Raw genomic sequence first — 14939 nt, forward strand, 5'->3', positions numbered from 1 at the left:
GCGGCCGGAGCGTCCCGCTATTAATCCGCCAAATTGATACAACCGTTCGCCCTGAGCTTGTCGAAGGGCGTTGGCGGCCTTCGACAAACCTCGTCCCGAACGGTATTTGGCTGCCGCGTCGATAGCGCCGCGGTCTGCAGCGACGCGGGTGGCGGGGAGGGCGGCGAAGTCGCGCGCGTGCCCGTGGGTCGCGCGAGGATCGCGGGCGGCCGCAGCGCCGTCGCGAATGCGAGCTTCGTCATCGCCTTGCGCTCGCGCAGCAGCAGTTCGAGCAGGTGCAGCGCCTGGCGGACGACGTCCGGGTACAGCGCGTCGTCCGGGTGGAGCGCGATCCGGACGAGCGGCGGATCGTACGGGACAGGGCGCAGGCCATGCCATGCCAGCGACAGCGCGCGGCGCAGACGGCTGCGCGTGCTCCACGCAATCGCCGGCGCCGGAATGCCCTGCCACGGATGCAGCAGGTGGAAGTGGGTCGAGGTCGTCGTGTAGAGGAAGGGCGAGTTCGACAGCGCGTGCCATGCGCCGCGCCCGAGCAGCCACGCCGGGGCGACGAAGCCGTCGACCGGCCAGGCCTGGCGTTCGAACCACCGGCGTCCGCCGTACAGCCGCCGCCGCGCGATCGGCGCGGGCAGCGCGGAAAACTCGCCTTCGCTCGCGGTCAGGATGCGGCGGCGGCACCAGTCGGCGAGCGTCGTTGCCCGCGGGCCTTCATCGACGTGGAAGAAGCCGTGTAGCGCCAACTCGTCCCCGGCGGCAATGCGGGCGGCGAGCGCGTCGCGGTACCACGTCGGCACGCCGGGGTTGCGGCGGTGATGGTTCGGCACGACGAGCAGCGTCACCGGCACCGGCGCGACGCGCGCGACGGCTTCGAGCAGGCGTTCGCAGCGCGGCCACGTCTCCGGCGCGACGTCGTGCATCGCGACGCACACGGCCGGCGGCGGGAAAGCGGCGGGCTTCAACTTCGGAATTGCGCGGACGAGGCCGGCATCGCGACCGCCGGTCCGCTCGGACGCGTCGGCATCGCGCCGCCGCGCAGCGCCGCATAGCGCGCGACGATCTCGGGCAGCACCCGTTCCCAGTCGTACTGCCGCGCGCGGCGTCGTGCCGCGGCGCGGACCGGTCCGGGGTTACGGGCGAAGAGTTCGGTCACGGCGGCGGCGAGCGCGGCGCCGAAGCCCCGGCCGGGTTCGGCGGCCACCGCCGCACCGACCTCCTCATCGACGAGCTCCGCGAGCCCGCCCGCCTGCGCGGCGATGACCGGCACGCCGCAGGCCATCGCTTCGAGCGCGGCCAACCCGAACGTCTCCTGGTCGCCGGCGTGAACGAAGCAGTCGCAGCTTGCGATCAGGCTCGCAAGCCGCTCGGCGTCCGAGATGAACGGCACGACGCGCACGTCACTGCGGCGGGGCAGCGCCTTGCCGGCGCCGACGAGGACCAGCAGGTGGCCGGGGCCGAGACGGTCCATCGCGTCGTAAAGGTCGGGCAGGTTCTTCTCCGGCGCGAAACGGCCGACGAACACCAGCAGCCGGTCTTCGCGCTTCGCGCCGAGTCTCAGGCGCCACGTCGGGCTGCGGCGCTCGGGATGGAAAGTCCGCGTGTCGACGCCGAGCGCCTGCCGCGCGACGCGCGCAACGCCGAGTCCGCGCAGGCGGTCCGCCATGCACTGGCTGGGCGCGAGGACGAGGTCGAACTGCGAATACAGGCGGCGCACGTAGGATTCCGCGAGCCGTTCGCCGCGCGGACCGCAGAGCTTGCGCACGACGCGCGGCAGATCGGAGTGATAGAAGCCGACGACCGGCACGCCGAGCGCCTGGCCGGCGTCGAGCGCGGCCCACGCGAGGTGGTAAGGGTCGCCTGCCTCGATGATGTCGGGCGCGAGGCCGGCCAGCGCGCGCACCGCCGGACCGCGCGCGAGCGGCAGCCGGTAGCCCTGGGAGAACGGCAGCGGCACGCTCGGCAGCTCGACCGCGGATTCGCCGCGCTCGACCGCGAGCCGCGGCAGCACGAGCGTATGACGGAACGGCGGGCGCGCCTCGAGCCAGCGGCGTTTTTCCTGCAGGTAGCGGCGGATGCCGCCGCTCTGCGAAGCGTAGAACATCGTCACATCCGATACGTGCATCAAGACCCTCCGGATGGCCTGTCGAAGCGCTGCCGTCGCCCTTTGGATGCTGGGGGCGAACGCTAGTTTCATATTCAGTGGCGAGCGTCGCGACAGGGGTTCAGCGCGTACTTTGCGACAGGTGCGGGGCGAACGGCTGTAACTGATTGCCCGCCCCGCTATTACGACTGCGACTGCGCGGCGGCGCTACGGTTCGGCGCGCGGTTGCGGAATCGTCTCCGGCGCGCGCGAGAACAGGATTTCGGCGGGCGTGCGCGCCTCGCAGTCGATGCACTCGCCGTCCGCCCAGGTGCCCTGTTCGCGCTCGATCTGGCGCGCGTTGTGATCCTTCAGCACATCGACCGCGCCCGGCTCGGAGCCGCTGCGGTCGACGCAGACGGCGATCGCCGGTCCGCCGGGCGGCACGACAGGATGTTCGGCCGTCGCGTCCTCGACGCGCGGCTCGTGGGTCTTGCCGAGCGCACCGGCGAGCGATCCGACGTAGGCGCCGACGCCCGCGCCGGCCAGCGCGCCGATCGGTCCGGCAATGCTGCCGATCGCGAGCCCCGCGGCGCCGCCGACCGCGGCCGCGGCGGTTGCGCCCTTGCCGGCGGTGCTCGAGCCCTCGTCGCTCGACGCGTCGCCGCCGAAGCGGCGCAGGCCGTGCTGGCCCGGCGGGTTGAGGTAGAAGGCGCTCACTTCATCGGCCGCAAAGCCCTCGCGCGCCAGCGCGGCGACGGCGCTGTCGCGTTGCTCGACGTGCTCGAAGTGGCCGACGATGATCGTGGACATGGCGGTTCTCCTTGCTCAGGCGTGCCCGACGGTCGCCCTCGGGGCGAGCGGGCGGGTTGCGACCCGGCGCAGCTCGACGCTCGGCACGCGCATCAGGGTCCGGTACTTCGTCACCGTGCGCCGCGCGAGCCGCAGCCCCTGGTCCGCGAGCAGGCGCGCGAGTTCGGCATCGGACAGCGGGTTCTTCGGGTCTTCGGCGCCGATCAGCTCCTTCAGCAGCGCCCGGATCGCCATCGCGGAGCACGTGCCGCCGTCGTCGGTCGCGAGCTGGCGCGAGAAGAAATACTTGAATTCGAAAAGCCCGCGCGGCGTCGACATGTACTTGCCGTTCGTCACGCGGCACACGGTCGATTCGTGCAGGCCGAGTTCGCGCGCGATGTCCTTCAGCGCGAGCGGCTTCATCGCGACCTCGCCATAGCTGAAGAACACGCGTTGGTGATTGACGATGGCGTCGGCGACGCGCTGGATCGTCGAGAAGCGTTGCTCGACGTTGCGCAGCAACCAGCGCGCTTCCTGCAGCAGGCGCGTGAACGACGCGTCGCAGCCGTGCCGGCCGGCGGCGATGTCGGCATACGCGCGGTTCAGGCGCACCTGCGGCTGCACCGCCGGGTTCAGCGTCGCGATCCATTTGCCGCGCGAGGACGACACGATGATGTCGGGGACGACGTAGCGCGTGTTGTCGGGCGCGAAGCAGCGCCCCGGGCGCGGGTCGAGGGTGCGGATCAACGCGCGTGCGGTATGCAGGCCGCGCTCGTCGCAGCCGACGAGTTGCTGCAGGCGCGTGAACTCGCGGCGTGCGAGCACGTCGAGATGCTCGGACACGATCGCGAGCGCGACCGTCCGCCCCTCGGTTTCGTCGGGCAGCGCCGCGAGCTGCAGCATCAGGCACTCCTGCAGGCTGCGGGCGCCGATGCCGGGCGGGTCGAGTTGCTGCACGAGTTTCAGCGCGGCGCTCAGTTCGCGCTCCTCGACGCCTTCCTCCGGCAGGATCAGCGCCGCGAGTTCGGACAGCGGTGTTTCGAGATAGCCGGCGTCTGTGAGCTCGTCGACGATCATGTGCGCGAGCGTGCGGTCTCGATCGCTCATCGGCGACAGCCGCAGCTGCGCGCGCAGGTTCTCGCGCAGGCTGGTCGGCGCTTCGGTCCATTCGGTCCAGTCGCTCTCGCCGTCGCGCGGCGCGCTGCTGCGCGCTTCCTCGTAGATGTGGCTCGGCCCGGGTTCGTCGTTGCCCGCGGACTGGGGCTCGGGCGCTTCCACGGCGGCCGGTTCCGACTCCGGCGGGCCCGAACGGATGGGGGCCGGGTCGGCGTTTTCCTCTAGGAACGGGTTCTTCGAGACCGCTTCTTCGACTTCCTGCGCGAATTCCAGGGAAGACAGTTGCAGCAGGCGCAACGCTTGCTGGATTTGCGGCGTGATCGCCAGGTGCTGGCGAAGTCTTAGCTCCATTCCGACGGTCATCTGATCTCCTTTGGCGCGAAGCCGGCACGCGCGGAGCGGCGAGGCCGGCGTCGCGGTCGGTTGCAGTACCGTCGATCTGTCGCGCAAGAGCCGTGCCAACGGGCGGTCGCCTGTTGCTCAAGGGTTTAGACGTCCGCACGGCATTAGTTTTGCCGGAACGTTTTACATGACGTCAGTAAGAATTGCGCCCGGCGGCACCGCGGGGGCGCCCCTTCGAATGGCGGTCGAAAAGCCCTCGAATGCGCGGCGTACGGCCGCGAAAAGAGACATATGAAGCCGGCGCACCGGAGCGGCCGCCCGCTCTGGGCGCAATCTTGCGGCGTGCGCGGGAGGCGTTGGAAAGCCGCGCGGGCACGTCGACTGCTTGTCGGTGTTCTGCTGGCCGTGCCGGGAAGCCGACACGGCCAGCGGGCGAAGCCGCGGCACCCGCTGCTGCTCCGGCAAGCGCGTGCACTTCCCCGCACGGCAGGTCCCGCCCGCGCAGCGGGGCGCCGCGGCGATCCTTTGCCTTCGGAGTGCAAGCGGACCCCGAGCGCGCGAACTGGAAAAAGGAGCACCCATGCGAACAAGCCCGATTCCCGTCTTGACTGCGACCTTCGCAATCCTCATCGGTATTGCCGGTTGTGGTCGCGACAAAGAAACGCCCCCTCCGCAGCCGACCGAAACTCCGACGGTGCCTACGCCCGCGGTCCCCGAAACCGTGCCCCCGCCGGGCGCCACGAGCGAGCCGGGCGGCACGATCCCGGCACCCCCGCCGACGGACGCGACCGCCGGGCCGGTTGCGGGGGCCGACCGCGCCTTCGTTGCCGAAGCGATGACGAGCGGCCTCGCCGAATCCGAAGCCGGAAAGATGGCGGCGGAAAAGGCCAGCGATCCGCAATTGAAGGCGTACGGCGATCACCTGCAGAAGGATCACGCCGAGGCGAACATGAAGCTCGCGCAACTCGCGAGCACGAAGGGCATCACCGTGTCCTCGACGCTCGAGGGAGACGCGCGCACGCAGCTCGACGAGCTTGCCAAACTGTCCGGCCCCGAGTTCGACCGCGCGTTCATGGAGCGCTTTGGCGTCTCCGCGCACGAGAAAACGATCGCGCTGTTCGAGCGCGAGGCGAAGGAAGGACAAGACCCCGACATCCGCGCGTTTGCCGAGCAGGCGCTTCCGACGCTGCGCACGCATCTCGAGTCCGCACAGCAGCTCGCACAGGGCGCCAAATGAGGGGGAGGCTGTTGAACCGGCAATCCGTTGCAACCACTCGCCCTGGACCTGTCGGAAGCGTTCGCGCCGAGCCTGTCGAAGGGCGGTGGAAGCGCTTCGACAAGCCCGTCCCGAGTTTGCCGAAGGACTCGGCACGGACGGTAACCGGTTGCCGAGTCGAGCGCGGGTGAGCTTGCCGAATGAAGCGGCCGAATCATGCCGTCCGATACATGAGGTGCGAATGACATCGACTTTCCGGCCGCGTCGGCAGCCTTCGGGGCGGCGGTCGGGGCGACGCACAGGGGAAAACGCTGCGGGAAGGAGGGCGACCGGCCGTCCCTCCCGGGGGACCACGGCGACATGACCGAGTTACTCGAAAGATTTCCGTGGCTGAGCGTGGTGCTGCAGTGCGCGGTGGCCGCCGCGATCGGCGTCGCCTTGCATGCGGTACTCCATGCCGTCGCGAAGCGGGCTGCGCGCCGCTTCGCGCTCGCCGACCGCATCGTCGCGCACACGCGCCAGCCGGCGCAGTGGCTGATCCCGCTGCTGCTCGTGCATCTGGCGCTCTCCGATGGGGGCGAGGGCGCGCTGCCGGCCGGCGTGCTCGCGGGGCTGCGTCAGGTGTTGTCGATCGTGATCATCCTGCTCTTCACCTGGCTCGTCGTGCGGCTGATCGCGGCGGCGGCCGACTTCGTGACGATGCGCCATCCGGTGACGGTCGCGGACAACCTGCGCGCCCGCACCGTGCAGACGCAGGTGCGCGTGCTCGCGCGCACCGCGATGTTCGTCGTCGGCCTGCTCGGGGTCGGCTCGGTGCTGATGACCTTCCCGAACGTGCGCCAGATCGGCGCGAGCCTGCTCGCATCGGCCGGTCTCGCCGGCATCGTCGTCGGCTTCGCGGCCCGGCCGGTGCTCGGCAACCTGATCGCCGGCCTGCAGATCGCGCTGACGCAGCCGATCCGCATCGACGACGTGCTAATCGTCGAGAACGAATGGGGCCGCGTCGAGGAGATCACCGAGACCTACGTCGTCGTGCGGATCTGGGACGACCGGCGCCTGATCGTGCCGCTCGAATATTTCATCCAGAACCCGTTCCAGAACTGGACGCGCACGAAGTCCGAGCTGATCGGATCGGTGTTCCTGTGGGTCGATTACCGGATGCCGATCGAGCCGCTGCGCGACGAGCTGAAGCGCGTCGTCGACGGCGCGTCCGAGTGGGACAAGCGGGTGTGCGTGCTGCAGGTGACGGACGTCACCGATCGCGCGATCCAGCTGCGCATTCTCGTCAGCACGCAGGACGCGGGCCTCGGCTGGGATCTGCGTTGCAAGGTGCGCGAGCAGCTGATCGCGTTCATGCAGAACGAATTCCCGCAGTATCTGCCGCAGGTCCGCACGACGCTGATGCACGACGGCGAGCGGCGCGAAGAGGCGGCGGCGCCGCGGCACGCGACACGCGGCGCGGTCGTCCGCACGGAGTCGATCACGCCATGAAGACCTTCTACTGCGGGCATTGCGGCTATCTCGCGTTCTTCGAGAACACGGTCTGCGGCAACTGCGGCAGCACGCTCGGCTTCGTGCCCGAGGAGATGGACTTCGGTGCGTTCGCGATCGAAACCGACGGCCGCTGGCGCCGGCTCGGCGAGCCGCGCGGCGACACCCATGCATGGCGGCCGTGCCGCAACTACGCGGTCGAGCGCGTGTGCAACTGGATGGTCCAGGGCGCGGCCGAGCAGCTGTGCTGCTCGTGCCGGCACACCGAAATCACGCCGGCGCTGCGCGCGCCCGAAAACCGCGAGCGCTGGCGCCGGCTCGAAGGCGCGAAGCGGCGCCTCTTCTATTCGCTGTACCAGCTCGGCCTGCCGGTGCCACGGGGCGGCGGCGGGGGCGACGAGGTCGGCCTGAGCTTCCGCTTCGTCGAGGACGATGCGTGGCCGCCGCACGTCGGAGCGGAACGCGGGTCCGGCGTGATTACGCTGAATCTCGCCGAGGCCGACGGCGCGCGTCCCGCCGGGAGCGTCGCCCACCGGCCCGAGTCGTACCGCACCGTGCTCGGCCACCTGCGCCACGCGGTCGGCCATTTCTATTGGGATCTGCTGATCGCCGACAGCCCACGGCTCGACGCCTTCCGCGCGAAATTTGGCGACGAGCGGCGCGACTACGCCGAGGCCGCCGCCGCGTACGAGCGCGACGGCCCGCCGGCCGATTGGGCGGAGCGGCGGATCAGCGCGTACGCGGCGATGCACCCGCTCGAGGACTGGGCCGAGACCCTGGGGCACTACCTGCACGTGATCGACGCGCTCGACACCGCCGCGCACTGGGGCTTTGCGCTGCATTCGGACCAGGACGACGGCGGCCCGGCCGACCTGCCGGGCCTGGGCGGCACCGACCTGCCGTTCCGCGAAGTGCTGATCGAGCAGTGGCTGCCGCTGTCGCAGTTCCTCGACAGCATGGGGCGCAGCTTCGGCGAGGGCGACATCTATCCGTTCGTGATCGCGCCGGCGGTGCTCGACAAGCTGTGCTTCGTCAATGACGTCGTCGCCGCGTCGCGGGTGGGTGGCACCTGCGGCTACGGCAGCGAAAACGGCGTCGACGCCGAAGGCCCCGCAGCGGCCGAAGTGGCGAAGCGTGCGCTGCCGGGGCCGGAGTCGCCGACCGCGGTGGACGCCGGCAGCGCCATTCCCGGCGCGCCGCCGACGACCGACGAAATGTCCCGCGCCGCGGACCGCGCGGAAGGCAGTGCAGTGGACAGGGAGAAGGGCAGAGACAAGGGCAGCGAGAAGGGGCGAGACAAGGGGGTGGCCGGATGATCTCGGGATCCTCGGGCCTGTCGGCGCTGATCAAGCCGCTCGAAGAAGGGCTGGCGTATCCGCTCGGTGCGACCTGCATGCACGGCGGGATCAACTTCGCGCTGTTCTCGGCGCACGCGAGCCGCGTCGAGCTGTGCCTGTTCGACGAGGCCGGGCGTAGCGAGATCGCGCGACTCGAGTTGCCCGAATTCACCGACGAGGTGTGGCATGGCTTCCTGCCGGGCGCGAAGCCGGGCCTCGTCTACGGTTACCGCGTCCATGGTCCGTACGAGCCCGAAGCGGGCTACCGTTTCAACCCGAACAAGCTGCTGCTCGACCCGTACGCGCGCGAGCTCGTCGGCAAGCTGAAGTGGGGCGCGCCGATCTTCGGCTACGAACTGCGCGGCAAGAAGCCGGGCCAGGGCTTCGACAAGCGCGACAGCGCGCCCTTCGTGTTCAAGGCGCGCGTCGTCGAGCCGCTGCCGGACCTGCCGCTGCCGCGCGGGCCGCGCGTGCCCTGGGATCGCACGATCATCTACGAGGCGCACGTGCGTGGGATGACGCGCCTGCACCCGGCAGTGCCGCCGCGGTTGCGCGGCACCTTCGCCGGCCTCGCCGACGACGCGGTCGTCGAGCACATCCGCTCGCTCGGCGTCACCTCGGTCGAGCTGCTGCCGACGCACGTGTTCGTCGACGACACGCACCTCACCGACAAGGGGATGCGCAACTACTGGGGCTACAACTCGATCGCGTTCTTCGCCGCCGACCCGCGCTATTTCGCCGAAGGCGGCCGTGCCGAATTCCGCGACATGGTCGCGCGGCTGCACGACGCCGGGCTCGAAGTGATCCTCGACGTCGTCTACAACCACACCGCCGAAGGCAACGAGTGCGGCCCGACGCTGTCGTTCAAGGGCATCGACAACAAGTCCTATTACCGGCTCAACCCCGACGACAAGCGCTACTACATCAACGACACCGGCACCGGCAACACCTTCGACCTGACGCACCCGCGCGTGCTGCAGCTCGTGATGGACAGCCTGCGCTACTGGGTGCTGCAGATGGGCGTCGACGGCTTCCGCTTCGACCTCGCGACCATCCTCGGCCGCGAAGCCGCCGGCTTCGACCACAACTCCGGGTTCTTCTACGCGTGCCGGCAGGACCCGGTGCTGTGCCGCGCGAAGATGATCGCCGAGCCGTGGGACTGCGGGCCCGGCGGCTACCGGCTCGGCGGCTTCCCGCCCGGCTGGGCGGAATGGAACGACCGCTTCCGCGACACGGTGCGCGGCTTCTGGAAAGGCGACGAAGGTCAGGCGCCCGAGCTCGCGACGCGGCTCACCGCGTCGGCCGACCGCTTCAACTACTGCGGCCGCCGGCCGTCGGCGAGCGTGAACTTCGTCACCGCGCACGACGGCTTCACGCTGCACGACCTCGTCTCGTACAACGACAAGCACAACGAGGCCAACGGCGAGGACAACCGCGACGGCCACGACGACAACCGCTCGTGGAACTGCGGCGCCGAGGGGCCGACGGACGACCCGGAGGTGATCGCGCTGCGCGAGCTGCAAAAGCGCAATCTCCTCGCGACGCTGCTGTTCGCGCACGGCACCCCGATGCTGCTCGCCGGCGACGAGTTCGGCCGCACGCAGCGAGGCAACAATAACGCCTACTGCCAGGACAACGAGATCAGCTGGATCGACTGGTCCGCGATCGACGCCGACGGCGAGCGCCTGACTGCCTTCGTTCGTCATCTGGTCGAACTGTGCGAGGCGCTGCCGGTGCTGCGTCCGGGGCGCTTCTCGACCGGCGAGATGAACGCGGAGTTCGAGACGCGCGACGTCGCGTGGCTGACCCCGGACGGCCCCGAGCTGCAGCCGGAGCAATGGACCGACCCCGAGTTGCGCTGCTTCGGGATGCTCGCCGACGGCCGCGCCCAGCACTCCGTCGTGCCGCATCGCGGCAGCGACCTCGTCGTGCTGCTGATTCTCAACGCGTGCCATGAGGGGGCGCGCTGGACGCTGCCGCGGGTGTCGGGCTGCGGCCCGTGGACGCGGCTCGTCGACACCGCGCTGCCGCCCGGCGACGCGTTCCCGACGCTCTCGGCCGGCCGGCCCTACATGGTCGGTGGACGATCGCTGGCGCTGTTCAGCGCGGCGCCCGGGCGCGACGCGGCGGCGTTTCTCGACGGCCTCGTCGCACGTCTGGCGATGCATGGTGTGCACGAGCCCGCGGCGCCACCGCCATCTGAAATACACGGGGAGTCCGAAGGCGATGAGCAACCGGACTGAAGAGCTGCAGGCCTACTACTTGCGCCGCATCCCGCTCGACGGCGGCGGTTTCCGCTATGTCTGGCCGGACGGCAAGCCGTACGACGAGCACATCGGCCTCGCGCGCATCGCGTCGCTCGCGGTGCCGCCGGCGTGGACCGACGTGTTCGTCAGCCCCGACGCGGACGAGGAGCTGCAGGCGTTCGGCCGCGATGCGCGCGGCAGGCTGCAATACCGCTACCACCCGGACTTCGTGCAGTCGAACGCGGTGCGCAAGTGGCGGCGGCTCGCGAAGTTCGCCGAATCGCTGCCGGCGATGCGCGACACGACCGCCGCCGACCTGCGGCTCGCCGGGCTGCCGCGCCGCAAGGTGCTCGCGCTGCTGACGCGGCTCCTCGATCGCGTCCATTTCCGCGTCGGCAGCACGAGTTACGTACGTCAGTACCGCAGCTACGGGCTGACGACGCTGTGCAAGCGCCACGTGAAGCTCGAAGGCACGCGGGTCGTGTTCTCGTACCGCGGCAAGCACGGCGTCGCGCAGCAGAAGGTCTTGCGCGACCGCGCCGTCGTCGCGAACGTCGAGCGCCTGCTGGCGCTGCGCGGAGCGGCGCTGTTCCAGTACGAGGACGACGAAGGCGTCGCGCACCCGATCCGCGCGATCGACCTCAACGCCTACATCCGCGACTCGATCGGCCCCTTCACCGCGAAGGATTTCCGCACCTGGGGCGGCACGCTGAAGGCCGCCGAATATCTCGCCGGGGTCGGCCCGGTCGAAGGCGAGCGCGCCGCGGCGCGCGTACTCGTGCAGTGCGTGAAGGCGGTCGCGGCCGAGCTCGGCAACACGGCCGCGGTGACGCGCGGCAGCTACATCTGCCCGGTGATTTTCGACCGCTATCTGGAGGGGCGCGTGCTCGACGATTTCGCGCCGCGGGACGAAAACGATAACGACGGCGACGGCGACGGCCTGTCGCCGAGCGAGCAGGCGCTGTGCCGGATGTTGCGCAGCCGCGGGCGGCGGCCGCGGACCGCGGTGCCCGGCGCGCGCGGCGGCGACGGACCCATTTCAAGCGACTCGACGACTGCGGCGCGCAAGCCGCGCATCCGCCGCAACTTCGCGGTCCGCGCGGCCGATGCCGCCGGACATGCAACCTGGAGGTGAAACATGATCGCCGGCAAATCCGTACTCGCGTTCGTCATGGCGGGCGGTGAAGGCAGCCGACTGCATCCGCTGACGGCGGAGCGATCGAAGCCGTCGGTGCCCTTCAACGGCCGCCACCGGATCGTCGACTTCGTGCTGTCGAACCTCGTCAATTCCGAGATCTTCTCGATCTACCTGCTGGTGCAGTACAAGTCGCAGTCGCTGATCGAGCACATCCGGCGCACCTGGGTCCTGAGCCCGCTGATCCCGCACCATTTCATCACCGTCGTGCCGCCGCAGATGCAGCACGGCCCGGAATGGTTCCAGGGCACCGCGGACTCGGTGTACCAGAACCTCCACCTGATCGATCTGGTGAAGCCGGATCTCGTCGTCGTGTTCGGCGCCGACCACGTCTATCGGATGGATATCCGGCAGATGGTGCAGTTTCACGTCGATACGCGCGCCGACGCGACCGTCGCCGCGCTGCCGGTACCGCTCGACCAGACGCGCTCCTTCGGCATCATCCGCACCGATGCGGCGGGCCGCATTCGCGACTTTCGCGAGAAGCCCGAGACCGCCGAGCCGATGCCGGGGCGTCCGGGCCATGCGCTCGCGTCGATGGGCAACTATATTTTCAGTGCCGACCTGCTCGTCGAGGCGCTGCGGCGTGCGCACAAGAAGGAAGGGCACGACTTCGGCAAGGACCTGCTGCCGGCGATGGCGGAGACGAACCGCGTGATGGCGTACGACTTCGCGACGAACCGCGTGAAGGGTATGCGCGAGTTCGAGGAGGACGCGTACTGGCGCGACGTCGGCACGATCGACGCGTACTACGAGGCGAACTTCGACACGCTCGGCGAGCGGCCGAGGTTCTGCATGCTGAACGGGCAGTGGCCGATTTTCGCGGCGCCCGACCACACGGAGGCAGCGCAGGTGCATGACGGACATATCCGGACGGCGTCGCTCGGCGCCGGCGTCGTGATCCGGCGCGCGGTCATCGAGCGCTGCCTGCTGCGCCGCGACGTCTCCGTTGACGAGGGCGCCGAGGTGAGCCAGTCGATCATCATGGATCGCAGCGTCATCGGCCGCGGCGCGCAGATCCGTCGCGCGATCATCGACCAGTACAACCACGTTCCGCCCGGCATGCGCATCGGCTACGACCTCGATGAGGATCGCGAGCGGGGCTTCCATGTCAGTGAAAACGGCATCGTCGTCGTCGGCAAGGGGCAGCTCCAGCCATGAACAGTCCGTTCCACGAACACCTCGCCGCCCAGGGCGTTCTCGCGCGCGCGCCCGGCATCCAGCGCGGCGAGGCCAGCCGCGGCCACCGCCATCTCCACCGCATGCCGTTCGGCCCGCAGCGGGTCAGCGAGCGCGACCCGGCGGAAGGCTATCGCTTCCGCCTGTGGGCGCCGGTCGAAAAGCGGGTCGAGGTGTGCCTGATCGGCGCCGACGGCGTCAAGCATTACCACCCGTGCGCGAAGTCCGAAGGCTGGCACTGCTGCGAGATCCGCGATGCGAAGCCGGGCGACCTGTACGCGTTCCGGCTCGACGGCCAGCTCGAAGTCCCCGATCCGGCATCGCGCTTCAATCCGCGCGATGTGCATGGCCCGAGCCTGCTCGTCGACCCGACGAGCTTCGAATGGGACGCCGGCTGGCGCGGCCGCCCGTGGGAAGAGGCCGTGATCTACGAACTGCACGTCGGCACCTTCACGCCCGAAGGCCGCTACGACGCCGCCGAGCGACGGCTGCCCGAGCTGGCCGAGCTCGGCATCACCGCGATCGAGCTGATGCCGCTCGCGGATTTCCCCGGTGGACGCGGCTGGGGCTACGACGGCGTGCTGCTCTACGCGCCCGACGCCGCCTACGGCACGCCGGACGAACTCAAGCATTTCATCCAGGCCGCGCACCGGCTCGGGATGATGGTGATGCTCGACGTCGTCTATAACCACTTCGGCCCGGACGGGAACTACCTGCACGTCTATACGCCGCAGTTCTTCACCGCCGCGCACGTGACGCCGTGGGGCGGCGCGATCGACTTCGAGGGGTCCGCGAGCGCGACGGTGCGCGACTTCTACATCCACAACGCGCTGTACTGGCTCGACGAATATCGCTTCGACGGCCTACGCCTGGACGCGGTGCAGACGATCTTCGACGCGTCGCCGCGGCACATCCTCGAAGAGATCTCGATGTGGGTGCGGGCGCGCGCCGCGAAGCGCCATGTGCACCTCGTCCTCGAGAACCTCGACAATCGCGCCTGCCGGCTCGCGGCGCCCGGCACGCCGGGACGCTACGACGCGCAGTGGAACGACGACTTCCACCACGCCGCGCACGTGCTGCTGACGGGCGAGCGCGACGGCTATTACGCCGACTTCGCGGACCGGCCGGCGCATCATCTCGTGCGCTGCCTTGCCGAAGGCTTCGCGTACCAGGGCGAGCATTCGAAGTTCCATGACGCGCCGCGCGGCGAGCCGAGCGCGACGCTGCCGCCGACCGCGTTCGTGAACTTCCTGCAGAACCACGACCAGATCGGCAACCGCGCGTTCGGCGAACGGCTCGTGACCTTGACCGACACGCACAAGCTGCGCGCGCTCGTTGCGATCCAGCTGCTCGCGCCGGCGACGCCGATGCTGTTCATGGGCGAGGAGGCCGGCGCCGAGACGCCGTTCCTGTACTTCTGCGATTACGGCGAACCGCTCGCGAGCGCGGTGCGGGACGGGCGCAAGCGCGAGTTCTCCGCGTTCGAGCGCTTCAGCGGCGGCGGCGACAGCGTCGACGACATCCCGGACCCCTGCGCGCCTGCGACTTTCGACGATAGCAGGCTCGACTGGGACGCGCGCCGCGGAGACAGGCAACGCGAATGGCTGGGGTTCTACCGCGAGTTGCTCGCGCTGCGCCGCGCCGAAGTCGTGCCGCGCGTCGCGCTGCTGGTGCCCGGTCGCGCCGCGCGTACCCTCGTCGGCGACAGCGCGTTCGAGGTCCGCTGGCCCACCGTGGGCGGCGAGGTGCTGATGATGCGTGCGAACCTTGCGGACGAGATGTCGCTGCCGTTCCCCGCCGCGGGTGTCGCGCCGTTTGCGAGCGTCGGCGAAGGCGAGGGTGCCACCCAGCTCGGTCCGTGGTCGGTCCGCGCCTACGTGCTGTCGGCTCCGGAGGTGCGCCGATGAGAGCAGTCCGGCGAATGACTCGCTGCCCGCGCATGGCCGCT

11 protein-coding genes are annotated in these 14939 nt (G+C 69.9%); 7 read left to right on the forward strand and 4 right to left on the reverse strand.

What is annotated here, in order from left to right; genetic code table 11:
• Positions 1–20: 20 nt before the first annotated feature.
• The 4 genes from ROZ37_RS12470 to ROZ37_RS12485 all read right to left on the reverse strand — a co-directional run bounded on the left by ROZ37_RS12470 (position 21) and on the right by ROZ37_RS12485 (position 4348).
• Positions 21–959, reverse strand: coding sequence for a polysaccharide deacetylase family protein (locus ROZ37_RS12470; RefSeq protein ID WP_312659771.1), 939 nt, complete (start codon positions 957–959; stop codon positions 21–23).
• Positions 956–2119, reverse strand: coding sequence for a glycosyltransferase family 1 protein (locus ROZ37_RS12475; protein ID WP_312659773.1), 1164 nt, complete (start codon positions 2117–2119; stop codon positions 956–958). Before ROZ37_RS12475 ends, ROZ37_RS12470 begins: the two co-directional genes overlap by 4 nt.
• Before the next feature lie 186 nt (positions 2120–2305).
• Positions 2306–2890: a hypothetical protein gene (locus ROZ37_RS12480; RefSeq protein WP_312659774.1), complete on the reverse strand. Its 585-nt coding sequence runs from the start codon at positions 2888–2890 to the stop codon at positions 2306–2308.
• 15 nt (positions 2891–2905) lie between these two features.
• Complete coding sequence (locus tag ROZ37_RS12485; RefSeq protein ID WP_312659775.1) at positions 2906–4348, reverse strand: RNA polymerase factor sigma-54; 1443 nt, start codon at positions 4346–4348, stop codon at positions 2906–2908.
• Between the two features lie 673 nt (positions 4349–5021).
• Here ROZ37_RS12485 and ROZ37_RS12490 point away from each other — a divergent pair.
• From ROZ37_RS12490 to treZ, 7 genes are all read left to right on the forward strand, one after another.
• Positions 5022–5564: a DUF4142 domain-containing protein gene (locus ROZ37_RS12490; RefSeq protein ID WP_312659776.1), complete on the forward strand. Its 543-nt coding sequence runs from the start codon at positions 5022–5024 to the stop codon at positions 5562–5564.
• A gap of 339 nt (positions 5565–5903) precedes the next feature.
• Positions 5904–7034 carry a mechanosensitive ion channel domain-containing protein gene (locus tag ROZ37_RS12495; protein ID WP_312659777.1) on the forward strand — a complete coding sequence of 377 codons (1131 nt, stop codon included), beginning with the start codon at positions 5904–5906 and terminating at the stop codon, positions 7032–7034.
• Complete coding sequence (locus ROZ37_RS12500; protein ID WP_312659778.1) at positions 7031–8350, forward strand: putative zinc-binding metallopeptidase; 1320 nt, start codon at positions 7031–7033, stop codon at positions 8348–8350. The genes ROZ37_RS12495 and ROZ37_RS12500 overlap by 4 nt, the downstream gene beginning before the upstream one ends.
• Positions 8347–10614 (forward strand): glycogen debranching protein GlgX, encoded by a 2268-nt coding sequence (gene glgX, locus ROZ37_RS12505; protein WP_312659781.1) that lies wholly within the window; start codon positions 8347–8349, stop codon positions 10612–10614. Before ROZ37_RS12500 ends, glgX begins: the two co-directional genes overlap by 4 nt.
• Positions 10598–11752: a DNA topoisomerase IB gene (locus tag ROZ37_RS12510; protein ID WP_312659782.1), complete on the forward strand. Its 1155-nt coding sequence runs from the start codon at positions 10598–10600 to the stop codon at positions 11750–11752. Before glgX ends, ROZ37_RS12510 begins: the two co-directional genes overlap by 17 nt.
• Before the next feature lie 3 nt (positions 11753–11755).
• On the forward strand, positions 11756–12973 hold the full coding sequence (locus tag ROZ37_RS12515) for a glucose-1-phosphate adenylyltransferase (protein ID WP_312659783.1): 1218 nt from the start codon (positions 11756–11758) through the stop codon (positions 12971–12973).
• Entirely contained in the window at positions 12970–14898 is a 1929-nt protein-coding gene (gene treZ, locus ROZ37_RS12520; RefSeq protein ID WP_312659785.1) for a malto-oligosyltrehalose trehalohydrolase, read from the forward strand. The genes ROZ37_RS12515 and treZ overlap by 4 nt, the downstream gene beginning before the upstream one ends.
• Positions 14899–14939: the final 41 nt, after the last annotated feature.

Origin of the sequence: Aromatoleum sp. (assembly GCF_032027225.1) — a bacterium.
Lineage (GTDB): Bacteria > Pseudomonadota > Gammaproteobacteria > Burkholderiales > Rhodocyclaceae > Aromatoleum.

What these genes read in the sequence shown, in the direction of transcription:
- ROZ37_RS12475 (WP_312659773.1), bottom strand. Translation starts at nt 2,119, where the DNA reads ATGCACGTATCGGATGTGACGATGTTCTACGCTTCGCAGAGCGGCGGC.
- ROZ37_RS12480 (WP_312659774.1), bottom strand. Translation starts at nt 2,890, where the DNA reads ATGTCCACGATCATCGTCGGCCACTTCGAGCACGTCGAGCAACGCGAC.
- ROZ37_RS12485 (WP_312659775.1), bottom strand. Translation starts at nt 4,348, where the DNA reads ATGACCGTCGGAATGGAGCTAAGACTTCGCCAGCACCTGGCGATCACG.
- ROZ37_RS12495 (WP_312659777.1), top strand. Translation starts at nt 5,904, where the DNA reads ATGACCGAGTTACTCGAAAGATTTCCGTGGCTGAGCGTGGTGCTGCAG.
- ROZ37_RS12500 (WP_312659778.1), top strand. Translation starts at nt 7,031, where the DNA reads ATGAAGACCTTCTACTGCGGGCATTGCGGCTATCTCGCGTTCTTCGAG.
- glgX (WP_312659781.1), top strand. Translation starts at nt 8,347, where the DNA reads ATGATCTCGGGATCCTCGGGCCTGTCGGCGCTGATCAAGCCGCTCGAA.
- ROZ37_RS12510 (WP_312659782.1), top strand. Translation starts at nt 10,598, where the DNA reads ATGAGCAACCGGACTGAAGAGCTGCAGGCCTACTACTTGCGCCGCATC.
- ROZ37_RS12515 (WP_312659783.1), top strand. Translation starts at nt 11,756, where the DNA reads ATGATCGCCGGCAAATCCGTACTCGCGTTCGTCATGGCGGGCGGTGAA.
- treZ (WP_312659785.1), top strand. Translation starts at nt 12,970, where the DNA reads ATGAACAGTCCGTTCCACGAACACCTCGCCGCCCAGGGCGTTCTCGCG.